This is a genomic window from Amycolatopsis sp. Hca4 (assembly GCF_013364075.1).
Taxonomy (GTDB): domain Bacteria; phylum Actinomycetota; class Actinomycetes; order Mycobacteriales; family Pseudonocardiaceae; genus Amycolatopsis.
In genome coordinates this window covers 10,551,336-10,574,403 of the sequence record NZ_CP054925.1, presented here as the reverse complement: position 1 = coordinate 10,574,403, position 23,068 = coordinate 10,551,336, and the positions used below count along the sequence as shown (strand labels likewise).

Sequence of the window (23,068 nt, the reverse complement as noted above, 5' to 3'; positions counted from 1 at the left end):
CGGACTCCACGGAGGACATCTCCGACCACCGGCGGGTATGGACCGAGGTCCTTTCATCGACTAGCATCGATGAAAGCTGGGGGCAGCTGCACGTCCTCCGCATCGCGAATCCGGTCCCCCGATGTCAAGGATGGTGGCATGGACAAGGTCCTCGAGGTCCTGCGCTTGGCCTGGGAGAATTTGGTCGACCTGAGCATCTTCTTCTTCATCGCCCTGGCGATCGCGGCGATGGTCGACCTGCTCTACCTCGACGTCGTCGCGCGCCGCTCGTTCCGCAAGCACGGGTTGCTGGGCGTCCTGTTCACCACGTGCCTCGGCGCGTTCAGCCCGTTCTGCTCCTTCACGGTCATCCCGTTGATCCGCAAGCTGCTGCGGGGCGGCGTGCCACTGTCGGCGGTGATGTCGTTCTGGATCGCCTCACCCGCCATGGATCCGCCGATCTTCGCGTTGACCGCGAAGGAGATCGGCCTGCCGCTGGCGACCGCCCGCCTTATCGGCGCGCTGGTGCTGGCCATGGGAGCCGGGATCATCATCCTGCTCGTCGAAAAGCGCGGTGGCTTCAAGGACGTCCTGCGTCCGGAGAAGAAGCCCGCGGTCGACGAACGCGAGCGGCACGTTGCGCAGAACCAGGTCGCCGTCGCGGCCGGTGGCGGAGGCACCACGGTCCTCGCCGACGCCCCGACGTCGACCGGTGGTTCGTCGACCTGCGCTGCCGACGGAAGCTGCGCCCAGGACGAGGATGACGATGACGGAGCTCCCTGGTGGCCGCAGGCGAAGACGAGCCTGCAGTCGAAGCGGAACTGGCGCATCACCGGCCGGAACTTCCTGCGCGACACCGTGTCCCTGGGCAAGTGGCTGGTCTTCGCCTGTGTCTTCGAAGGCGTCATCCGCGTCTACGTCCCGAACGGCATCATCACGGCCATCCTCGGCGGCGACAAGGGCTGGCTGGCCATCCCGCTCGCCGCGGTCATCAGCATCCCGCTCTACCTCAACGGCGTCGGCGCAATCCCGATCGTCGGCGGTCTGCTGGCCAAGGGCATGGCTCAGGGCGCGGCGGTGACGTTCCTGCTGGCCGGATCCGTCACGACGATCCCGGCGATGGTCGCGGTCCGCAGCGTGGTCAACAACAAGGTCTTCGCGCTGTACCTGGCGTTCGGCATGCTCGGCAGCATCCTGCTCGGCTTCCTCGCCCAGCTGCTCCTGTGAAGCTTGTGCCGGGCGGGCTGCCCCTCCCCCCAGCCGTCCGCCCGGCACATCCTCTGCTCTGAAGGGACTTCTCGTGTCCGTACCCGAAGTTCTGTTCGTCTGCATCCACAACGCCGGTCGCTCGCAGATGGCCGCGGCCTTCCTGCGCCACCACGGCGGCGACCGGGTCATCGTGCGCTCCGCGGGCTCCGCACCGGCCGACACCGTCAACCCGGCCGTCGTCCAGGTCATGGCCGAGCGCGGCATCGACATCTCCGGCGAGCAGCCGAAGAAGCTGACCACCGAAAGCGTCGAACGATCCGACTTCGTCATCACCATGGGCTGCGGGGACGCCTGCCCGATCGTTCCCGGAACGCGCTACCTGGACTGGAAGCTCGACGACCCCGCCGGACGCCCGGCCGAGGAGATCCGCCCGGTCCGCGACGACATCGAGCGGCGGGTTCAGGACTTGCTTGCGGAGCTGACCGGCGCGACGGCGGGTCGGGCCGCGAGCGACACCGGCACCGCGGCAATGGTCACCGCGCCGAGCACGAGGAACGCCGTCGAGTAGGAGCCGGTGAGCGCGGCCAGTGCCGCACCGGTGTAGGGCGCGACGGCCGACATGGTCACCAGTGGCGCGGAGAGCAGGCCGCTGAGCCGTCCGTACCCGGCGGTCCCCCACCGGTCGGCGACGGCGGTCGCCTGCAGCAGCGTGAACACACCGCGAGCCATCCCGGCCAGGATCGAGGCGCAGACCAGCGCCACCGTCGACGTCAGCGCGCCCAGCAACGTGGTCGTCGCCGCGAGCACGACTATGACGACGGCGGTGCGGGTCCGGACGCCGGTGCGGTTCACCAGCGTCGCGAAGCCCAGCCGCCCGGCGACCTGCCCGGCCCCGCCCAGGCCGAGCGCGATCGCCGCCATCCCCGTCGACAACCCTCGCTCGGCGAGCAGAGCGACGAGGTTGACCACGACGGCGTAGGTGCCGAGCGCGGTCAGGCTGAACGCGGCGACCAGCGCGACGAACGCCGGGCTCCGCGCTTCGCTGCGCGGCTTCGATGGCAGTTCGACGTCGGCGACGACCGGCAGCCACGAACGGCGAAGCCCGAACCAGTGCCCCGGCACGGTGACGACGGCGAGCACGACCGCGAGGACGAGGTAGGTGCTCCGCCAGCTCAGGTGCTCGGCCAGCAGCGCGGTCAGCGGGGCGAACACCGTGCTGGCGAACCCGGCGACGAGCGTCAGCGTCGTCAGGGCCCGGACGCGGCGAGGGCCGTACCAGCGGGTGAGCGCGGCGAACGCCGGCGGGTAGAACGTCGCGGCCATCGCGAGCCCGGCGCAGATCCAGCCGATGAAGAACCACGGCAACGTGCGCGCGGACGCGATCACCACCACCGCCGCCACGCCGACCTCGGACCCGGCGGTCATCAACAGGCGCGGACCTCGCCGATCGAGCACTCGTCCCACCGCGATGCCGGTCAGCGCGGAGACGAGCAGCGCGACCGACAGCGCAGCGGTGAGTGCTGCCGGCGACCACCCGGTGTCCCGGGCGATGGCCGGGACCAGCACGGGGAAGGCGTAGAACAGCACGCCCCAGCTGGTGATCTCGGTGAGGCACAAGACGGCCAGCACCGCCCCCAGCTTGCGGTCGGTCAACGGAGACCGGCCGCCAGGGTGTCGAAGTCCGGGAACGATTCCGCGATCGGCGAGCCGGTGAACGAGCCGACCCAGCCGCCGTCGTCGTGGAAGAACCGGACCGACACGTAGTCCGGCCGGGTCCCCATGTCGAACCAGTGGGTCGTCTTCGCCGGCACGCTGAGCAGGTCTCCCGCTTCGCACAGGACGCCGTAGACGTTCGCACCGATGTGGAGGTAGAAGACGCCACTGCCGCGGGCGAAGAACCGGTCCTCGTCATCGTCGTGGGTGTGCTCGGCGAGGAACTTCTGCCGCGCTTGAGCGGCCTTGTCCGCCCACGACGGATCGGCGGACGGGGTCATCCGCACGGCGTCGACGAGCTGGTAGCCCTCCTGCGCGATGACCTTGTCGATCTGCGGCCGATATGCCTCCACTACCTCGTCGGCGGTGACCTCGAGAGGGAGATCCTCGACGACGTCCCAGCGTTCGAAGCGGACTCCGAGCTCACCGAGTTCGCGGGCGATGGTCTCGGCGTCGGTGGTGCGCAACCGCACCTGCTCGGGGTGGTCGTCGGGCCAGACGGTCAGCAGGGTCATCGTGTTCCCCTTTCGTGGGCGTCGATCGTGAACCGCAGCAGCCATTCCAGGCATTCGAGGCGGTGACGTGCCTGGTGCAGATCGTCTCCCCAGACGTAGATGCCGTGCCGGGCGACGATCAGCGCGGGGGTGTCGGGCCGGAAGCCGGCGGCGAAGGCGTCGCCGAGGACCTTCATGTCCTGGCTGTTCGGGATGACCGGGATCGTCACAACGTCGTCGTGCGCGGCCCGCCCGAACCCCTTCAGCATCTCCAGGTCGCGCAGCACCACCCCGGTGGGTGAGCGTTCGGCCGCCAGGACCGGGGCGAGTGCGTGGACGTGGACCACGGCCCCGGCGCCCGAGGCCGCGGCGATGCGTCCGTGCAGCCCGGCTTCGGCCGAGGGAACCCGCTCGGGGTGCGGCTGGTCCGGGACCGCGACCCCTTCCTCGTCGACGAGCACAACGTCCTGTTCGGACAGTTCGCCCTTGTCCCGGCCGCTGACCGTGACGATCAGCCGCAGCGGGTCGCGCCCGGCGACGACGGAGAGGTTGCCCGACGTGCCGCGCATCCAGCCCATCGCGGTGTAGCGCGCGGCTTCGGCGGCCAGGACGCGCCCGGCGAGGTCGAGTGCGGTCATCTCGGGATCACCTTGACCTCGTCGAACGAGGCGACCTTGAGGTGAGCACCGAAGTCAGCCTGCGCGTACGGCTCGCCGGTACGGGCGACGCCGACCGTCTGCCAGCCATAGGCGGCCGCGGCGTCGAGCTCGGCCGGGACGTCGGAAAAGAACGCGATATCGGCGGCCTCCGCGCCGAGCGCGGTGGCGATCGCCCGGTAGGACAGCGGCTCACGCTTCGGGCCGGCGTTGACGGTGTCGAAGTGGCTGCCGAACAGGCCGGTGAGGTTCCCGGCGGTGGTGCGGGAGAAGGAGGCGATCTGGCCGGCGACCGAGCCGGAGGAGAACACCGCCAGCCGCAGCCCGGAGTCGTGCCAGGCCCGCAGGGTGGGAACGACGTCGGGGAAGTACTCGGTGGTCAGGTCGCCCTCGGCGTACCCGCGTTCCCAGATCAGCCCCTGCAGCGTCTTGAGCGGAGCGGCCTTGCGGTCCTCGTCCATCCACCCGTGCAGAGCGGCGACGACCTCGGCGGTGCTGGCGCTCTCGGGCAGACCGGCCAGGCGCTTGGTGTCGGCCACCGCCGCTGTCACGACCGGGTCGTCGGGGTGGTCGTCGATCCATGGGCCGAGCCGCGGGCGGGCGTAGTCGTAGAGCACGACGTGCACCTGGCTGGTGGCGGTGAGCGTGCCCTCGATGTCGAGCACCACCCATCGGGCGGACAGCGTCGTGGTCACTGGTTGGGTTCCCCTTCCGCGTAGTACTCCCCCAGCCGGTCCGGGGCGAACGGCCCGCGGTCGGTCACCACCGTGGTGACGAACCGGGGCGGTGTGACGTCGAAGGCGGGATAGCGGCCGCGGATCCGGCCGCTGGTGGTGGGCTGCCCGAGCACGGTGAGCACCTCGGCGCCGTCGCGGTACTCGATCGGCACGTCGGTTCCGGTGGCCGTGGCCTGGTCCGGGGCTTGCACGAGGGCGTGGAACGGCACGCCGAACGCGGACGCGGCGACGGCGAGGCCGAGCGTGCCGATCTTGTTGACGACGTGCCCGTCCATGGTGACGCGGTCAGCCGCGGTGACCAGGGCGTCGATCCGGCCCGAGGCCAGCTCGGCGGCGCCCATGCCGTCGGTGATCACCGTGGTGTCGACGTCCATCTCGGCGAGCGTCGCCGCGGTGAGCCGGGCGCCCTGCAGGTAGGGCCGGGTTTCGGTGCAGACGAACGCCGGTTCCTTGCCGGCGCGGCGGGCCGCGAGCACCAGCTCCACGAGGTAGAGGTCGGCCCAGCAGTGGGTGAGCACGACGCCGTCGCCGGGCAGCAGTTCGGCCGCGTGACTGCCGAGGGCGCGGCTGCGGGCGCGGTACAGCTCGTCGCCGCGGCGGGCGCCTTCCCCAGCCGCGGCGACCACGTCGTCGCGGCCGGCCACGGCGTCGAGCACGCAGGCCACGGCCTTACGCAGGTGGTTGTTCGTCGTGCGGGTGGCGATGAGCCGCGCACCGGCCGCTTCGAGGTGGGCACGGGCTTCGGCGGGCAGCAGACCCGCCGCGGCACGGGCGGCGAGGACCATCCCGCCGAGCGCGGCGAAGTACGGGCCGGAGGACTGGGTGACCATGCCGGAGATCGCGTCGGCGACCTCCTCGACGGTCTTGCACAGCACCCATTCGCGCCGGAACGGGAACTGGCGGCGGTCGAGGATGTGCACGCCGTCCTCGTCGAGGCGAACGCTGTCGGCGAGGACGGGCAGCATGTCGGTCACCGGCGCTCCCCTCTAGCTGTATCCGGACGGGACGGGCGGCGCGCCCGTGAGGAAGTGGGCGCCCACCTCGCGGGCCTTGTAGCTGATCGGGTCGTGCAGGGTCAGCGTGCGAGCGTTGCGCCAGAACCGGTCGAAGCAATACTTCGCGCCGGTCGAGCGCGCGCCGGTGAACTCGAAGACCTTCGAGGTGGTTTCCATCGCGGCGCGGCTGGCCGCGATCTTCGCCGTGGAGACAGCGATGGCGGCCTCGGCCCGCTCGTCGGCGGTCAGGTCGATACCGCGGTCGTCGGCGACGCCGAGGGCCCCGACGGCGGCGTCGACCGCGCAGCCGGCGGCACGGGCCATGGCGAGCAGCTCGCCGTAGCCGGCCAGGATGTAGGGGTCGTCGGCTGCCGTGGCGACATCGGAAAGCGTCCAGGCGCGGGCGTGGTCGCGGGTGTAGACCGCGGCGGCGTCGAGCGATCCGAGCGCGAGGCCGACGTACACCTGCGCGAGCATCAGCTGGAATCCGAGTGCGGCCAGCGAAAGCCGCGGCGGCACTGGATCCGGTTGGACGCCAAGCACGTCGTCGCGTCCGACCCGTACGCCCTCGAACCGGACGCCGCCGCTGGCGGTGAGACGTTGCCCGATGTTGTCCCAGCCGCCGGGGTGGCTGATGCCGCGAGCGCGGGCATCGATGACGAAGGTGACCTTTTCGTCGGTGTCGGTCCGGGTCGCGCTGACGACCAGCCGGTCGGCGACGGCGGCGCCGGTGGCGAAGGTCTTGAACCCGTCGACCACGAACGCGTCGCCGTCCGGGGTCATCGTCAGGGCCGCATCGAGCGGATTGCTGACCCCGGCCCAGAACCAGCCCGGCTCCGCCAGGGCCTGCGGGCCGAACAGCCCGGTCCGCCACTGCTGCAGGTAGTGGTAGCCGAGCAGGTGCCCGATCGACGCGTCCGCGGCGGAGACGGTACGGGCCGCAGTGTTCGCCGCCGCCCAGCCATCGTTGGTCAGGACCTCGAGCAGTCCCGACTGCCGCAGCAGGTCGACCTCGGTGACCGGGAGAGCCCCGGCCCGATCGCGTTCGGCCGCGTCGGCCTGCAGGGCCGCGGCGACCTTCGCACTGGATTCCCGCCAGTTCATCCCCAGACCTCCCGAGGTCAACCCAACGCGCTCAGGCCTCCGCGGCCAAGAGCTCGGTGAGCAGTTCCCGCACTCTGCGATCGATCTCGTCCCGGATCGGCCGGACGTCCTCGACGCCCTTGCCCGCCGGATCTTCCAGCTGCCAGTCCAGGTACCGCTTGCCGGGGAAGATCGGGCAGGCGTCACCGCAGCCCATCGTGATCACGACGTCGGCGGCTTCGACCGCGTCGGTGGTCAGCTTCTTCGGCACCTCGCGGGAGAGGTCGAGCCCGACCTCAGCCATCGCCTCACGCACGGCGGGGTTGATGCTGTCGGCGGGCGCGGAGCCGGCCGAGCGGACGTCGACCGCGCCGCCGGCGTGGTGGGCGAGCAGCGCGGCGGCCATTTGGGAGCGGCCGGCGTTGTGCACGCAGACGAAGAGGACTTCAGGCTTGCCGGTCACGGGTGTTCTCCCCTTCGACGTGCGGGACGGGCAGCATCGTCGCGATGATCGCGGCGAAGACGAGGCCGCACACCGCGGCGACGGCCAGGCCGGTGAACGGCCACAGCACCAGCACCCAGACCACGCCCGCGAGCGCGCCGGCTGCTTGACGGTGGCGAAGCATCCACATCCAGGTGCGTGTCATCGAGGGCTCCTTGCGAAGCGGCGCCGCAGCGCGAGGGAGACGTACACGAGGGCGACGAGCACGGGGACTTCGATCAGCGGGCCGACGACCCCGGCGAGCGCCTGGCCACTCGCGGCCCCGAACGTCGCGATGGCCACGGCAATGGCGAGTTCGAAGTTGTTGCCCGCGGCGGTGAACGCCAGTGTGGTGGTCCGTTCGTAGTTCAGGCCCGCGGCTTTGCCGAGTGCGTAGGAGCCGGCCCACATCAGTCCGAAGTAGACCAGCAGCGGAACCGCGATGCGCGCGACGTCCAGCGGACGGCTGGTGATCTGGTCGCCCTGCAGGGCGAAGAGGATGACGATGGTGAACAGCAGCCCGTACAGCGCGACGGGCCCGACCTTCGGCAGGAAGCTCGTCTCGTACCAGTCACGGCCCTTGGCGCGCTCGCCGAAACGGCGGCTCAGGTAGCCGGCGACCAGCGGAATGCCGAGGAAGATCAGCACGCTCTTGGCAATCTGCCACCCGGACACGGCGAGGTCGGCCTGCGGGAGACCGAGCCAACCGGGCAGGACGGAGAGGTAGAACCAGCCGAGCAGCCCGAAGGCGATCACCTGGAACACCGAGTTCAGCGCGACGAGCACGGCGGCGGCTTCGCGGTCGCCGCACGCGAGGTCGTTCCAGATGATCACCATCGCGATGCAGCGGGCGAGGCCGACGATGATCAACCCGGTCCGGTACTCGGGCAGATCGGGCAGCAGCAGCCAGGCCAGGGCGAACATCAGCGCCGGGCCGACGAGCCAGTTCAGCACCAGGGAAGGCCACAGCAGCCGCCGGTCGCGGGTGACGGTGCCGAGCCGGTCGTAGCGGACCTTGGCCAGCACCGGGTACATCATCACCAGCAGTCCCAGCGCGATCGGCAGCGAGATGCCGTCGACCTGTACCGCGGACAGCGCGGTGTTCAGGCCGGGTATCCAGCGGCCGGCGAGCAGCCCGGCGACCATCGCGGCCGCGATCCAGACCGGCAGGAACTTGTCCAGCGTGGACAGGCGGGGCGGCGCCTCGGCGACCGTGGTCACGCGGTTACCGTCTCGCTCGTGGTCGTCAGCACCGCCGACAGCCGCGCCAGCACCTCCGGGTGCACGCGGTAGTAGATCCAGGTGCCGCGCCGGTCGCCGGTGATCAGCCCGGACTCGCGCAACACCTTCAAGTGATGGGAGATGGTCGGGCCGGTCAGGTCGAAGGCGTCCGTCAGGTCGCACACGCACGCCTCGCCACCGGCGTGGGACGCGATCAGCGACAGCAGCCGCAGCCGGACTGGGTCGGCCATCGCCTTGAACAGGTGCGACAGCTCGACCGCCTGGTCCTGCGTCAGCGGCTCCCGGGCCAGGGGCGCGCAGCAGGCGTCCATCGCGACGAGCGGCAGTTGCTTCGACATGCCTCTATATTGACAGATTCACATATAGACGGCAATCTAATCTGGTCTACTTAGACAGTCATCTATACAAGGAGGCAGTGGAGATGTCACGGGTACAGCTGGCCCTGCGGGTCGGAGACCTGGCCGGATCGATCGACTTCTACTCGAAGCTCTTCGGGACCGAGCCGGCGAAGCTCCGGCCGGGCTACGCGAACTTCGCGATCGAGGAGCCGGCGCTGAAGCTGGTGCTGCTTGAGGGCGAGCCGGGCCAGGAGACGGTGATGGACCACCTCGGCGTCGAGGTCGAGTCGACCGACCAGGTCAACGCGGCGACCCAGCGCCTGACCGGCGAAGGCCTCGAGACGCTCACCGAGGACGACACCACCTGCTGCTACGCGGTGCAGGACAAGGTGTGGGTCCACGGGCCGGGCAAGGAGCCATGGGAGGTCTACACGGTCAAGGGCGACTCGACGACGTTCGGCACCGACAGCGCCGCGCTGGTCACCCCGGCGACGTGCTGCACACCGGACGCTGAGACCGGCGCGACGGCCAAGCCGGAGGGCTGCTGTAACTAAATGCCCGGAGCTGGTGCGCAATCGAGGGGCGCACCGGCTCCGCTCAGCTGCCGACCCGCGAGCTGCGGCGTTCGATCATGACGACGTCCCGCCACAAGCCGTGGTGCTGCCCAACGCGTTCGCGGACGCCGATCTCCCGGAACCCGGCTCGGCGGTGCAGTTCCCTGCTGGCGGTGTTCTCGGGAACACGCCGCTCTGGATCGTCCAGATGCCCGCGTCCTCGGTGGAAGCGATCAGCGCGGCCAACAGCGCCCGCCCGACACCGCGGCCCTGCGCGTCCGGGTCGACGTAGACGCTGTGCTCGACGACCCCGGCGTACATGCACCGCGAGGACACCGCGGAGACCGCGGCCCACCCGATGACCCGCCCGACCGAGTCGAGCGCGACCAGCCGGTGTTCCGGAAGATGGGCGGCGTCCCAGGCTTCCCAGGTGGGAGCGGTGGTCTCGAAGCTTGCCTGACCGGTGTCCAGCCCGGCCTGGTAGATCGACAGTACTTGGTCCGCATGGTCGTCCGTCATCGCGACGACTTCGACCGGTTTGGTGGCGCGGATGATCGCGGAGTGGAGCTTGTCGCCGGCCTCGTGGGTGAGCTGGACGTCGATGCCGCTGAGCCCGGCGTCGTGCAGGAGCGTCCGGTAGCGGTCGGCGGTGAGCGCGCCGCCGAGGCATTCGCCCGCACCGGCGCGGGCCGCGCGTTCGGCGTCGGTGAGGCTGTCGTCGGCAAGGATGTCGGTGACGCCGAGCCGACCGCCGGGCCGCAGTACGCGGGCGATCTCACCGAACACCGCGGGCTTGTCCGCCGACAAGGCGATGACGCAGTTGGAGATGACCACGTCGACGGAGGCGTCCGGCAGCGGGATCTGCTCGATGGTGCCCTTGAGGAACTCGGCGTTGGTCACGCCGGCCTGCTCGGCATGACGCCGGGCGAGGATCAGCATCTCGTCGGTCATGTCCAAGCCGATAGCCCGCCCACCTGGCCCGACGCGACGGGCGGAGAGCAGGACGTCCAGCCCACCGCCGGAGCCGAGGTCTAGCACGGTCTCGCCGGGCTTGAGCTCGGCGACGGCGAGCGGGTTGCCGCAACCGAGGCTGGTCGCGGTCACCTCGACCGGAAGCTCAGCATCGGCGTAGTGGACGGCGCCGAGCCGGTCGGCATCACCTTCGCCTGCCAGCAGGCCGGTACCTTCACCGGCCAGGGCGCGCCTGGCGGCGGTGGCGTAGCGGTCATGGACCGCGTCGCGGTCGGAGTTCATCGGGCGGCCTCCTCGTCGACAGTCTCGGCGAACGACCGGACCCCGCGCCCCATGACGACGTCCGCAGCGCTCGGGAAGCAGGACACGCACTCTTCGTTCACGCGGTAGAGCCGAGCGGTCCCCCGCGGCTCAACCAGCGCGAAACCGGTGTCGGCAAGGACCTTCAAGTGCGCGGAAACGGTGGACTGACCCACGCTGACCTGCTCGACGATCTCCCCTACCGCCATCGGACTGCCGGTCTCGGCGAGCAGGTTGAGGATCTGCACCCGCGTGGGATCTGCCAGCGCGCGGAACCACTCGGCGTACGTTTTGGCGATATCCCGATCTAGCACGACACCTCCTCCATCGTCCATCGACGATAGGCGATCAAGCCGCGCCGTGTAAACCGGCGAAGCCCCGCAGTTCCGACTGACATGTGGCACAGGCTCCTGCCGCATAACCCGACCGGGTTACCTTGGCGCCATCGGCCGGTTGTCGAACACGAACACTCCGACGATGTCGCCCAACACAGTGGTCATGGGGTTCCGGCCAGCTCGTATCATCGAGCAGTTAACAGGCAGCCGAGGAGTCTCCCTTGCCAGGCAACACCAAGACCGCCCTGATCGACCGCGAAGGCCTCGGGGTCTTCCAACGCGCAGTCTCGCGGGATCTCGGGTGGATCTTTCGTGAACAGACCGTCGTGGATCAAGGAATCGATGGCCACGTCGAGATCGCCGACGAAGACGGACGAGGCACCGGGCGCCTGGTCGCGGTGCAGATCAAGTCCGGGTCTTCGCACTTCAGGCGTGTCAAGGGCGGCTGGGCCTTCTACTACGACGAGACGAAACGCCGCTTGTGGTTGGGGCACGCACTTCCGGTAATGGTGGTTTTCATCGATTTGGAGACCGACGCGATCTACTGGCAGCGGATCCACCCCTCTGTCGAACGACGCACCGGGAAGCGCTACGCCGTCACGGTGCCTGATCACCAGGCGCTGAGTACGGCCACTGAGCCTTGGCTCGTGGCTGCGAGCGGCATGGAGCAGCGCGCCATCGAGCGGTATGAGTCCAACCTCGGGTTCCTACCGCCCTCTGTCCGCCAACTGCTCAAGGACGAGCCAGCCGATCACGTCCAACGTGCTCTCGTCGCGCAGCATCTGGCCGAAGGCCGAACAAATCCCACCGGAACCGCACAAGCGTTGATCTCCACCAGGCCGTTCTGGATGAATGCTTCAAACGCGTGGCCATGGCGAGCGTTGGCATCTTTCTGTTCGCACCACGACACCATGAAGGAGAGCTCGGCGGCCTGGGAGATCGCCGCCGAAGATGGCGGCGCCGAGGCCGGGAGGCGTCTGGCCGCCGCGGCCGCCAACATCGCCGCGGTGGATCGGACACGAGCGGGCGAACTGCTGGAGGAAGCCCGTCGACGCGGCGGCGGTGACGTGGTTGTGGCGGTTGTCGAGGCGATTCTGGAGGTACCAGAGAACGATCCTTCGCCGTGGCGTACCGAGGCCGTGCTGGCAGCGGCCGGCGCGGAGGCGAACACGAACTCGACGGTCCAGCACTTTCTCACCGATCAGGCGATCCGGAGTGACGACCTCCCAGAGCCGCGCGCCACGCCGAACGAACGCTGGAGCTCGAACCGGACAATGCTGCGGCGATGGCCAATGTTGCGTTGATTTGCGCGCGGCGATCCGAAACCGCCGAAGCCCAAGCCGGGGACCTGACTCGCGCCGCCGAACTGCTGAAGGCAGCTGTCATCCAGCGTAGACAATGGAGCGGCGAAACCCGAGGCATTCTGGCGCTGCTGGCTCGGGTTCTCTTGGTCAAAGGTCAGTTCGGCGCCGTCCTGAACATGTTGCTTCCGGCGCCGCTGGGTACCGCGAACGCCGACGAGGCCGAAGATCCGGCCCTGCGACGCCTTGCCCTCACCGCCGCACACGGGTCCGGTGACAGCGAACTCGTCGCGTCGATCGAGGCCGCGATGACCGACAGCGTCGAGGATCGAATCGCCCGCCTCCGACTCGGCCTCCTCGAGCTGCCGGCTGCCGAAGCCGAAGCGCTTTGGAGGGCCCACCTTGCCCGTGCCCGAGCTGACCACGATGGCGAAGCGGCCGCCATGGCAACCCACCGGCTCGCAGCATTGGGCGTTGACGCATCGGCGCAACTCGACGAGCTCATCCGAGCCGGATCCCTCCCGCCAGGAACGAACCGTTTGCCTCGAGCCATCGCTACGTTCCGTCGGGACCCGGCGGAAGGCCTTTCGCTTCTACGCGCGCTCTCGAGCGAAGACCCCGGTGCAGCCGAGCAACTGGTCCACGCCCTGATCGAAGTGGGTCGTCCGGACGAAGCCATAGCAGCCACCGCGTCCGCTGCCCAACGCTTTCGCTCTGCTCGGTTCGTCACCCTTCATGCACTGCTCGTCTTCCAGCACGCGGCGGCCGAACAAGCTGACCGGGCGTTACAGGACGCTTTGCAGATCGAGGATCGTCCTGCGGAACGAGTTGAACTGGCTACCCGGTTGGCCGATATCGCAGCCAGGGCCCAGGACTGGACGCGGGCCGAGTCGATCCTGGCCCAGGTTGTCGCAGATCAGACGCCGCCACCCGATGGGGTGGTGTGGAACCTGGTTCGTGCTCAGTTGAACAGCGGCGGAGACGCCCGCGCCGCAGCGACAGTGACCCGTCACCAGCCCAGAGTCAGGTCTGAGGAGGAAGGAAAACTGTGGGCACAGGCGATGGCTTCCATCGCGTGGGACGAAGAACTTGCCGAGATGGCCATCGCGCTCGCTTCGGAGTTCGCTGAAAACGCGCAGCTGGCGACCGTTTTGCTCACCCACCTGGTGACCGCCACACGTGGCACCGCCCCGGAGATCGACGACGAGTACGCGGACGCCCTCGATCCAATCCCGGATCTTCCGGATGATCGGCCAGTTGTACGAGGCGACTTGCACCGACGAGCGTTCGAACTCCTCAACACGCTCTACGAGACCCACGGCGAAGCCACGGGGCTGCGAATCCTGTCCACGGCCTCTCCTGAGGAGTTCCTCTCCCAGATTGAGGCGGTCCTTCCCCGACCGGACCAAACGCAACTGACCGACCTGGCCGACCAGATCTCCCGTGCCCAGGTACCCGCGGGAGTGCTCGCCCTGAGCATCGGCCGCAGCTACACGTCCGTGCTGGTTCAGCGATCCGCTGGCCTCCTGGTCGCCGTCGCCGTCGACGACGGCGAGCATCAGGCCGACATGGACGCGGCAATGGCATCGGCAGGCCGGCCCGCTGTCGTCGACATCTCCACTCTGCTGGTGCTCTCACAGCTCACGGACGCCGATACCGTGTCCGGCCAGGTCAGTGACCTGATCCTCGCTCTTCCCGCCTACCACGACGTGCTGCGTGCTGCCCTCCAAGCACGCACCCTCGCTGGAAGCTTCGGCAGTTTGGGTTCGGGTGCAGCTGCCGGGAGCTTGACGTTCTACGAGCGCAATGAGGAGCACTACGAGTTCGTCCGAGACCGCACAGCCGCCGTCGAGGCCCTCGCGCGGCGTTGCTCCATCCGGCCCGTCGGTGCCGCTTCCGTGTTCGGCGACAACTCCGAACGCGCGCGAGCCGTACCGTGGCTGGCCGCAATCGATGTCGCGGCCCAGGAGGGGCTGCCCTTATGGTGCGATGACCTGTCCGTGCGCAGGCTGGCCCGCAGTGCTGGCATCTCGTGCTTCTCCACGATGGCCATGGCCGAAGTGCTGCGCGACAGCCGGCTCAAGTCCGCACACACCCCGGACGAGATCGACGCCGTGATCGACACTGCCGCCCGGACGGTGGGCGAGCTCCACGCCGAATTCGTCGTCGACCTGCCGGTGACGTTCGAACAGCTCCTCGATCAAGCCGAGGCGGACGGTTGGGTACCAGCCGCGGCCGGCCTTGCTATCGAACGTCCCTCATGGTGGGGGTGGCAGGACGATCCGGTCGGTCTGCTGATGAACCGGCTGTACCCGGTCGTACGCGAAGCCGCGCCGGCTCAGCTGCCGAACTGGCATCGTGCGGCCATGCTCGGCGCCGCCCGCGCCCAGTCGACACCGGCCGAGCAGCTTCAGGCCCTCGCGAACTTGGCCTTGCTCGGTTGGGAACTCGAGCCAGCACTTGATGATCTAGTTGGGGCGTTCCGGACGGCGCGGCAACTCGCCGTCGCTCTCGGCGACATCGGCGACCCCCTCGAAGGGCTACCCGCGGCGCGCACTGTTCTGGCTGAGAACGGGATCCCTCGTACGGATCAAGTGATTCTGGATCTAACCGTGACGTTAGAGGCTGAGGTCGGCGTCGTAGTCGAGTGAGCGCTGACGACCGTCGTGATTGTCTCACACAGGCATCCGAGGTTGCCGGCGAGATAGTGGTCGTCCGATGCCGTTGCCGTCGCGTTCTGAACTCATGGAGCTTCCGGACAGCTGATGTCGAGGATGTACGGCATGATCAGGAAACCGGTCTCGGCCGCCTGCCGGGCCTGCTCGTCGAGTTCATGCTTCAAGGTCGCGCGGTCTGCTGCGTTGGTCCGCGACCAGCCACCTGGGCGTTGATCCGGGGTTATCCAGTAGACGAGGTAGATGCCGTGCCGGCGGTTCTTGGGGATCAGGTATCGGTCGATCAGCTGGTTCTTCATGGCAGTCATGAGTTCCCGGTTGTCGATGCGCTTCGCTTCAACGAAAACTCGAGCCTTATCGCCGTCCACCGTCTTGGTGGTCGCTATCAGGTCGATGCGGGTGCCGACGCCGCGGTTTCTGCGCCTGACCTGGACTTCGCGGTCAATGATCAGCTCGTCGAGACGCTCGTCGAGCCTACGCTCGAGCCAGTCGGACACGTCGTCCTCGGTTTGCGGCAGGCCGTTGTCCCAGATCTCCCGCCAAGCACCGGCCAGGTAGTGCTGGAGCTCGTCGAGCTGCTGTAGCAGGACGTGTTGGAGATCGGCGTCATCGCGCACGAGCCGGGCGTCACCGCGGCGGAGCAGGTTCAGCAGCGTGCGGGGCGGGGTCGTTCCCAGAGAGAGGTCGGCTTGGCGGGCCCGGGCGATCCGGTAGTAGTAAGCGAGTGCCTGCTGATCGGCGTCCGGGCGGCCGTGGCTCAGCGCCGCGAGTTCCTCGCTGCGACCGTTCAGCGCCATCCGATCGAGGACGTGTCGCCGCAGATCACTAGCACGGTGCCACGGGGTGTACGTGAAGCCGGACTCGAGGGGCTGGTCCTCGGCATAGGGGTGGCGGTCAAGCAGCAGGCGAGCCGCGACGGCGAGACGCGCCGGGTCGAGCAGGGCGACGTCGAGGTTCTGGACTGCCTCGGCCAGTTCGTCCGGCGGCGGAGGGGCGGCGGCGAGGGCGTCGATCACCGAGTCCGGGTCGAGTTTCGCCAGGTGAGTTCGAGCATGCGGGGCGAGCGGCGAGTTGATTTTGATGAGCTGGCGACAGGTGGCCAAGGCGGTTCCCGGGGTACCGTCCTTGACCAGCAGGGTGACCAGTTCTGCGTCAAGGCCGGTCTCTGTGGGTGCGGCGAGGAGACGCTCGGCGATCGACGGTGCGAGCTCCCTCGCGAGATGAATGTAGACGGCATGCGGTGTGAGCGAACCACCTTCGGCGGCGTGAGCGGCCAGGTGCTCGAGCGCAGCGTCGATCAGCTGCTGGCGTAATTGGGCGGGGACGGCGTCGAGCAGACGGCGGCGCGGCCCGATGGAGTCGTCCCCGCCGAAAACGGGGGTGGCGACGATCGACGGCATCCAGCGTGCCCATACCTCGTCGGGCAGACCGTCGAGCAGTTCCGAGAAGTGCTCAGCCAGCGTCGCCAGGAGGTACACGCCTGACCAGTCCGGGAGCACCTCTCCGGAAGTCCACGTTTTCGCCGTCCACCAAGTGGCGGCTGAGGGGTGGTGAGTGTGCAGATAGACGAGACCCGCAGCGAGAACGAGGCGTCGCTCGTCGATGTTGAATTCGGCCCAACCAGGCCGCCTGGTGAGGTCGGAGGCGGTGCCCTCGACGATGTCGTCGTAGTTTCCGGTGCCGCCGGCCAGGAGCCATGGGATGCGCCACCACGATCCAGGCTCCGCAGCGAGGTTCGCCAACGCGATACGAAGATCTCCTCGCACGCGCTCCCGTCGAGCAGCCAACTCACACTGGTGCTTGTAGTCTTCAGCGGCCAAGTGACGCTGCGGCTGCACCGACTCGTCGTCGATCTGGACTTCAGTACGAAGGAACGCCGTGGCCTGGTGGCCAGGGTGGTCCGGTGCAAGTTCGAGAACGCGATCCGCGAGAGCCGCGGACGGGCTGTGAAGCAGCTGAGGCAGGCAGTCGGCCAACGCGGCTTTCGCCTGCGGCGCAACGGAAGGCAGCGTATCGAGGAGCCATTCGGCGTCTTCACCGGTGAGTAGCCCCAGAGTCAGGACCGCGTACCAGGTGTCCTCCCCCACGGCCGCGGCGTCGACGGCGAGCGCCCGCCGCTGCTCGGGCGCACCTTCACTCCAGGGACGCCGCTGATTTCGGGCCGACGGGCGGTGCCACCGGCCGGAGCGAACCAACGCCACGAGCAGCCGGGCCAACTGACCTCGGACGACGTCGTCACCGACCTGCTGCCATGCCCGGTCGATCACGCCGACGCGGAGGTCGTCGAATTGGTCATCATCACGAACATCGTTTCGCCACGTGTGTTCCGCTAGCCAGGTGACAAAGGCGGCGACGTCGTGGTCGGGAACGCGGCTGGACAGCTCCCGCAAGGTTTGACGGTAGCCGCCGTACAACATCGACCGGTGCGGCCTCAGTGCACGGGTGAGATCGGCGGTGCTCAGCAGCCGGGGATAGAGGGCGTCGATCACCGCGGCGCGGACTTCGTTGTCCGCATCGGGATCGCGGTCGTCCGGCACGATGAGCAGTTCGCGCAGCGAGAGCAGCACCTGCTCGTCGTCTAGCTCGGCGACGGCGGCCACTGCCGCGCGGCGTGCATAGCCGACCCATTCCGTCTTGAGCGCGGCGCGCGCCAACGCGTGCGCGACCGCACGGCAGTTGCCCGCGGCGGCCAGCCGGGCGATCCACCACAGCTGCACCGCGTTCGCCGGGCCGCGGGCGAGATACTCGGCCAGCTGTTCGGTCAGCCCGGCGTGCAGCAGGCCGGCCCGGTCGAGCCGCCAATCAGGCTCGGCGTCATCCTGGGCCGCAGCTTCCAGCAGGCCCTTCACCAGCGCTGCGCGGGCTTCGTCGGACGGCAGCTCGACGACCGCGGCGGTCGAGGCGAACATCGCTGCGTTATCGGTGAACAACCGAGCGACCAGGTCCGGAGCCAGCGCGGCCAGCCAGGACGCGACGCCGATCCGCGCGTTCGGCAGCACGCCATTGGCGTGCACCCCGAGCAGAACCGGGATCTGACCGGCCCGGATCCCTCGCTCGACGAGGTACGCAGCGGCCAGGTACTCAAGGTGACGCTGGTGCTTGAATACCACGGACCCCGCCGGGCCGGGATCGAACAACGCCGTATCGAGCACCGCGCGGTAGTCAGCAGGTTCGATCGTCCGCGCGAGCTGGTCGGGCTCCGGATCGGATGGGAGTTCCCCGACCGGGAGCGTCGCCCGGTTGCCCACGGGGCCGACGGTGAGTGCCTGGTTCCCGGCGAACATCGTGAAGGCGCCGAGCCGTTGGGCCAGCCGCATCGACCGGTCCATCGGCAGCCGCGGCTGCCGACGCTCGTCGGTTTCGCGCAGCAAATACTCGATCTCGAACTTCATCGCGTCCGCCGCGCTGCGCGGCAGCTCACCCTGCTCGGACCAGTATCTCGCCACGGCGACGAGCTGGCCGACACAGCCCGACAGTCGCCCCAGCCTTGCTCCGACCAAGTCCTTCATGAACGCTGCGGCATCGAATTCCGACGCATCGACCGCGCCCTCGACCGCCTCCGTCGCGGCATCGCGGTCAAGCGGGGCCAGCTTCCAGACGCTGAACGCCGGCAGATCCCGAAACAGGGCACGGCCGAGGACCGCGTCCCATACGGCCGCACGGCAAGCGAGCCGCCATCGCGTCCCGCGACGGGCGGGCGCGGTCAGGTACCGCTGCAGCCACGGCAGCAGACGCGGCTCGACGGAGGCTGACTGGTCGAGGCTGTCGAGGTAGACCGCGGACTCATCCAAGCACGCGTCGTCCAGCTCCCGCTCGAGCCCGTCGATCGTAAGAGCGGCGGTGTCGATCCGCCGCGCGCCCTGCTCGGCCTTGGCCAGATCGGTGCACGTGACGGACTTACCCGCGCCGCCGGCGGCAAGCAGCGCGAAACTCGCCGTTTCCGCAAGCAGCTCGGTCACCGGAATCGGCGACACCGCGTCACCGGAGCGCCACCCGGGATCCGACGGCGGCAGGAGAAAGCCGTCATCGTCGAGCAACACAGCCTTCTCCACCGGCACAGCGAACCGGCGCAACCCATCGAGGACCACTTGATCTCACTTTCCGAACAAGGATCATCACTATAGGTAGACCGGCTCGCGGCTGACGGCGGGGTCCGCGGCGGCCCCACATCTGGCGCTATCGAGCCGCAGCACAACCCCGGTGGAGGCGCAGAGTCGCGGGCGCCGGTCCCCCGGGCGCCGTCGCCGCCGCATCGGTGCGCCACCGAAACATCCGGGAGTCCGCCAGATTACTTGGGCGGGCACGGCGCGAGCTTCACTCGATTGGGCGTTCTCGATTCGCCACCCGGCGTCGTCGATCGAGGTGAGCGAAGCTGTGTCCCGCGGCCATCGTCGCGGGACACAGCGCCTTTCCTCGCCGCTCCCTCAGCCACATGCCCGAACTGCTCGGGAAGTTCAGGGCCACGGCCCCCACTGGGCGCCGGTTCGGCGCTTGACACCGTCTCATCCGATGACCATCATCAACGGCTTTACTGAACCGGGGCCAGACAACCTAAGACATCGCTTTAACGCGCTGCGTAATTCTCCTCCAGCGGGAGTACTACCGCGCCCTGGCCTACCGCGCACGAACTGCCCTGCGACGCGGCGACCACGAGGAGGCGCCGCCGAGCGGCCCCGGCCAGGTCGGACACCGAAGGTGCGTGCGCCGACCGCGGCAAGAACGCGACGCACCCCCGGCCGAGACCACCCACCGCGTCTTCGCCAAAGCGGTCCGCGGCGAACTCCGAATCCCGGAACCGGCGGTATCGAGAACCGGCGGCGCCCGCCGCTCCCCGGCACCGCGGCCGAGTCACCCCCTCGCCCCGCGACCATCCCGGCCTCGCAGGGTGAGCCACCCCGGCGGCGTTCGGTGACCCCGGGTTCCGCGCTGCCGGAGACGCCGGCCGTCGTGCGGGGAAATCCTTCAGCGCCCATCCCGGGGCGCCGGACCGACCCAGGATTCGATCGAGCCGGCCGAGGCCAAGCCCCAGTCGTCGAGCAGGTTCGGCGAGCCGGCTCTCGCCAAGGCGAGGGCCTCGGTGAGGCTGCGGCCGGCGGCCAGGTGGCCGACCGTCGTGGCGACGAGCCGGGCGGTCGGCGCTTGCGGGAGCAGCCACATTCCGCCGACGCAGTGCGCACAACCGCGCATGAGCAGGCTCACCGGCAGGTTGATCGGCAGCGCCACCGGAGGCGTCTTCGCCGAGCCGCAACAGGCGACCAGCGCGCTGCGGGCACGTGTGCGCCGGGCGAGCTCGTGCGCGGTTAGTCCGCCGCCGACGCCGATCCGGAACGACAGCCCGTCGCCGCGGCCGTGGGCCAGCACCAGGAGCAGGTCGCACTCCTGGTCCAGCGCCGACACGCCGAAGTCGACGTCGAGCACGCCCTGGTCGCGCGCGGACGCGAGCGCCTGCTCGACGAGTTCGGCGTCGCGGACCGCCGGATCGAGCAACGCCACGACCGAACGGATCCGCGCCGGAGCCCGCCGGAGGCCGGCGTAGAAGGTCATCGACGGCGCGATGGTGACGGGCCGCGTTCGCAGTGGTGAAGCCGCCTGCCACGGGACCCGCCACAGCGGGCCGTCCGGGACCACCACCAGGCCCCTGGCCGGTTCCGCCGCCAGCATCTCCGCGGCCCGGCGGTGCAGGAACGCGGCCACGACGTCGTCTAGCTCCGGCTGGGTCAGGTCGGTGACCGGCCCGCCGGCCGGGTTGAGCCGGTCCAGGACCGAGGCGCCGCTGGCGACGAGGGGCGCCGACCGGATCAAGACCCCGTCCGGCGGGGAGACGAACATCGCGAGCCACCGCTCGGCGGTCGAGCGCCCACCACCGATCCGGCGGGTCAGCAGGCCGAAGTTGCCGCCCAGGCCGTCGACGCACGCACGCAGGTCCGGCCACAAGGCGAAGTACTGCGCCTGCTCGGCGAGCTCGGCTTCGGCGAGCTGGGGAAGGGCGTCTGACATCGGCAGGTCGAGCTCGGAGAGCCCGGCGTCGGCGAGCGCCTCCAGCAGTTCGGCCAGAACGCTGCCCTGCACCGCGTTCTGGTCGCTGTGGAGGACGTACACCAGCAGTTCCAGGCCGCTGCGCGCGGCGGGCGGGACGTTCCCGAACCGTTGCCGGGTCCGCACCTGCCGGACGACCTCGATCAGTCCTCGCCGCAGCTTCTCGACGTCGATCTCCGGTCCCGCCATCGCGAGGAACCCGGTCCGCAGTCCTTCGAGGAAGCCGCGGTCCTGACCGCTCTGCTCGATCAGCTGCCCGGTGGTCTCGGCCATCAGGCGCGCCGCCTCGCGCCGGTCACCACGCACGACGGCGTCCCGTGCCCGGTCCCACAGCCGGTCGTCCCGGCTCTCGGACCGCACCACCAGGCTGCGCACGTCGACCCGGGCCGTGACCTCGGCCGGCCAGGCACGGCTCGCCGTCCGCAACCGGCTGACGTCGTCCGGGTCGCCGGTGATCCGGGCGAGGAGCATCAGCGCCACGGCCTCGTCCAGCGGTTCGAGCCGAGGTGCGGCCAGCGCCTCGCGGCACGCCGGCACGGCCAGGTCGTGGTGTTCGAGCGACCAGAGCACGCGGGCCGCGAGCACCAGGTCGTGGGCCGGGTTGCCCGAACGCCCGCGGCGCGCGAGCAGGACCAGGGTGACCGCGCACAGCAACGTCAGGCCGTCGAGCTCGTCGGCGGCCAGCAATGCCCTGGCGACCTCGGCGACTTCGGCGAGCGTTTCGTCGTCCAGTGCCTCGTCGGCGCCGTAGCCCGCCCACACCCCGACGGTCGCGACGGCCATGACCTCGGCGGGCGCCTTGATCGCCACGAGGTGCCGGGACAGCTCGCGCGCCGCGTCGGCGTCCGTAAGCCGGGGGGCACCGAGGCACCGCCGCACCAGCAGTGTGCACACCGCCGTCACGGTGGCCGTGATCTCCTTGACCTGCGCCGCTTGGTCTTCGTCGGTCATTCGAAACAGGAGCTGAGGCTGAAGGGCTTCGAAACGGTGACGTGATCGCGGTTGAACCGCAGCTCCAGCTCCGCGGTGAAGACACACCCGCGTTCGGGTTCGGCGAACCCCAGCACCAGCGTGAACCGGTCCACCTCGTCCGGCTTGACGAAGTGGGCGACGCCGACCTCGCTGTAGTCACCGTCCACCAGCAGGTCGTACCGCGCGGTCGTCTCGTACGCGGTCAAGAACTCGGCACGCGTGAGGATCCTGATCGCGGCCCGGGTGATGTCGGCCGCCCGGTCACCCGTGTTGCGCACCCGGATGTCGAGCACCACGTGGTCGTCCTCCCGCGTCACCTGGACATCGTCGACGACCAGCGTGCTCTCCGCTACCTCGGTCCGGGCCGCCTGCGCGGTCTCCTCGAGATCGGCACGCGCGTCCGCCCGTAGAAGCTCGTTTCGGGCCTTCTTCACCTTCTGCTTGGCTTCGTCCAGCTTTTCCCGCAGCGCGGCGAGCCGGTGCCGCCCGCCCGTGATCGCATCGATCGACCGGTAACTGCCGAGCCCCAGTGGCGCCCACTCGGTGGTCGTCTTGTCGGGGTTCAGTTTGGACAGCGTGGACGGGGTGAGGCGGTGCTTCTTCGCGATCGTGCCCAGCTCGCCGTCCATCTCGTCGATGGCGAGCTTCGCCTCGATGCCTGCCGCTCTGAGCGCGGCGCGGGCGGCTTCCTCATCGGCGACGGCGGTCTTGAAAGCAGCTCGCGCGGCTGCCAGGTCAACCACGTCGGCCCAGTCGCCTTCCCGGGTGTTTCCGGAAATCACCGGAAAGCTGCGGCAAGGCGGAAAGCACCGGAAACGGGAAAACGATCATCGTGGTTTCCGTTCGCGACACCAAGTCGCGGACCCAGGTGGCAACGGAGCAGCCACGATGAACCCGTCCTCCGGATTCACCAACCGACAACCACATCGCGGTCCTTTCGATCTCGCTCCGGCGGGCGCAGCTTACCCGGAAGCCGACCGGCAAGCGGGCCGCCGG

General features: G+C 69.3%; 20 protein-coding genes. 5 read left to right on the top strand and 15 right to left on the bottom strand.

Features of this window, described 5'->3' with window-relative positions:
* Positions 1-138: 138 nt before the first annotated feature.
* Positions 139-1,206, top strand: a complete 1,068-nt coding sequence (locus tag HUT10_RS47935) for a permease (RefSeq protein WP_176177286.1) — start codon at positions 139-141, stop codon at positions 1,204-1,206.
* A 73-nt stretch (positions 1,207-1,279) separates the two neighbouring features.
* Complete coding sequence (locus tag HUT10_RS47930; protein ID WP_176177285.1) at positions 1,280-1,756, top strand: arsenate reductase ArsC; 477 nt, start codon at positions 1,280-1,282, stop codon at positions 1,754-1,756.
* Here the strand turns inward: HUT10_RS47930 and HUT10_RS47925 are convergent.
* Genes HUT10_RS47925 through HUT10_RS47880 form a run of 10 tightly spaced genes read right to left on the bottom strand, consistent with a single transcriptional unit; the run spans position 1,648 to position 8,927 of the window.
* A complete protein-coding gene (locus HUT10_RS47925; protein WP_254897370.1) occupies positions 1,648-2,841 on the bottom strand; it encodes an MFS transporter in 1,194 nt (397 codons plus the stop codon). The genes HUT10_RS47930 and HUT10_RS47925 overlap by 109 nt on opposite strands.
* Positions 2,838-3,416, bottom strand: coding sequence for an acireductone dioxygenase (locus HUT10_RS47920; protein WP_176177284.1), 579 nt, complete (start codon positions 3,414-3,416; stop codon positions 2,838-2,840). The genes HUT10_RS47925 and HUT10_RS47920 overlap by 4 nt, the downstream gene beginning before the upstream one ends.
* Positions 3,413-4,033, bottom strand: a complete 621-nt coding sequence (gene mtnB, locus HUT10_RS47915; RefSeq protein WP_176177283.1) for a methylthioribulose 1-phosphate dehydratase — start codon at positions 4,031-4,033, stop codon at positions 3,413-3,415. The genes HUT10_RS47920 and mtnB overlap by 4 nt, the downstream gene beginning before the upstream one ends.
* Positions 4,030-4,746: an acireductone synthase gene (mtnC, locus tag HUT10_RS47910; RefSeq protein WP_176177282.1), complete on the bottom strand. Its 717-nt coding sequence runs from the start codon at positions 4,744-4,746 to the stop codon at positions 4,030-4,032. Before mtnC ends, mtnB begins: the two co-directional genes overlap by 4 nt.
* Positions 4,743-5,753, bottom strand: coding sequence for a methylthioribose-1-phosphate isomerase (locus HUT10_RS47905; RefSeq protein WP_176178398.1), 1,011 nt, complete (start codon positions 5,751-5,753; stop codon positions 4,743-4,745). The genes mtnC and HUT10_RS47905 overlap by 4 nt, the downstream gene beginning before the upstream one ends.
* A 21-nt stretch (positions 5,754-5,774) precedes the next feature.
* Positions 5,775-6,887 (bottom strand): acyl-CoA dehydrogenase family protein, encoded by a 1,113-nt coding sequence (locus HUT10_RS47900; protein WP_254897369.1) that lies wholly within the window; start codon positions 6,885-6,887, stop codon positions 5,775-5,777.
* 31 nt (positions 6,888-6,918) lie between these two features.
* Positions 6,919-7,329, bottom strand: coding sequence for an arsenate reductase ArsC (locus HUT10_RS47895; protein ID WP_176177281.1), 411 nt, complete (start codon positions 7,327-7,329; stop codon positions 6,919-6,921).
* A complete protein-coding gene (locus tag HUT10_RS47890; protein ID WP_176177280.1) occupies positions 7,313-7,513 on the bottom strand; it encodes a hypothetical protein in 201 nt (66 codons plus the stop codon). The genes HUT10_RS47895 and HUT10_RS47890 overlap by 17 nt, the downstream gene beginning before the upstream one ends.
* Positions 7,510-8,568, bottom strand: coding sequence for an ACR3 family arsenite efflux transporter (gene arsB, locus HUT10_RS47885; protein WP_176177279.1), 1,059 nt, complete (start codon positions 8,566-8,568; stop codon positions 7,510-7,512). Before arsB ends, HUT10_RS47890 begins: the two co-directional genes overlap by 4 nt.
* A complete protein-coding gene (locus HUT10_RS47880; protein WP_176177278.1) occupies positions 8,565-8,927 on the bottom strand; it encodes a metalloregulator ArsR/SmtB family transcription factor in 363 nt (120 codons plus the stop codon). The genes arsB and HUT10_RS47880 overlap by 4 nt, the downstream gene beginning before the upstream one ends.
* An 83-nt stretch (positions 8,928-9,010) precedes the next feature.
* Here HUT10_RS47880 and HUT10_RS47875 point away from each other — a divergent pair, with 83 nt between their 5' ends.
* Positions 9,011-9,481 carry an ArsI/CadI family heavy metal resistance metalloenzyme gene (locus HUT10_RS47875; RefSeq protein WP_176177277.1) on the top strand — a complete coding sequence of 157 codons (471 nt, stop codon included), beginning with the start codon at positions 9,011-9,013 and terminating at the stop codon, positions 9,479-9,481.
* Positions 9,482-9,556: 75 nt separating this feature from the next.
* Here HUT10_RS47875 and HUT10_RS51650 read toward each other — a convergent pair whose 3' ends face one another.
* The gene (locus HUT10_RS51650) at positions 9,557-10,735 is read right to left on the bottom strand and encodes a GNAT family N-acetyltransferase (protein WP_176177276.1); all 1,179 of its coding nucleotides are present in this window, start codon (positions 10,733-10,735) and stop codon (positions 9,557-9,559) included.
* Positions 10,732-11,088, bottom strand: coding sequence for a metalloregulator ArsR/SmtB family transcription factor (locus HUT10_RS47865; protein ID WP_176177275.1), 357 nt, complete (start codon positions 11,086-11,088; stop codon positions 10,732-10,734). Before HUT10_RS47865 ends, HUT10_RS51650 begins: the two co-directional genes overlap by 4 nt.
* A 221-nt stretch (positions 11,089-11,309) precedes the next feature.
* On the opposite strand from HUT10_RS47865, the gene HUT10_RS47860 reads away from it, so the two are divergent.
* Positions 11,310-12,392: a DUF4365 domain-containing protein gene (locus tag HUT10_RS47860; RefSeq protein WP_176177274.1), complete on the top strand. Its 1,083-nt coding sequence runs from the start codon at positions 11,310-11,312 to the stop codon at positions 12,390-12,392.
* On the top strand, positions 12,374-15,040 hold the full coding sequence (locus HUT10_RS47855; RefSeq protein ID WP_176177273.1) for a hypothetical protein: 2,667 nt from the start codon (positions 12,374-12,376) through the stop codon (positions 15,038-15,040). The genes HUT10_RS47860 and HUT10_RS47855 overlap by 19 nt, the downstream gene beginning before the upstream one ends.
* 92 nt (positions 15,041-15,132) lie before the next feature.
* On the opposite strand, the gene HUT10_RS51645 is transcribed toward HUT10_RS47855, so the two are convergent.
* The 3 genes from HUT10_RS51645 to HUT10_RS47840 form a co-directional block, all read right to left on the bottom strand.
* A complete protein-coding gene (locus tag HUT10_RS51645; protein WP_254897368.1) occupies positions 15,133-19,116 on the bottom strand; it encodes a hypothetical protein in 3,984 nt (1,327 codons plus the stop codon).
* A 910-nt stretch (positions 19,117-20,026) separates the two neighbouring features.
* Positions 20,027-22,051: a CHAT domain-containing protein gene (locus HUT10_RS47845; RefSeq protein WP_176177272.1), complete on the bottom strand. Its 2,025-nt coding sequence runs from the start codon at positions 22,049-22,051 to the stop codon at positions 20,027-20,029.
* Entirely contained in the window at positions 22,048-22,815 is a 768-nt protein-coding gene (locus HUT10_RS47840; protein ID WP_176177271.1) for a hypothetical protein, read from the bottom strand. The genes HUT10_RS47845 and HUT10_RS47840 overlap by 4 nt, the downstream gene beginning before the upstream one ends.
* Positions 22,816-23,068: the final 253 nt, after the last annotated feature.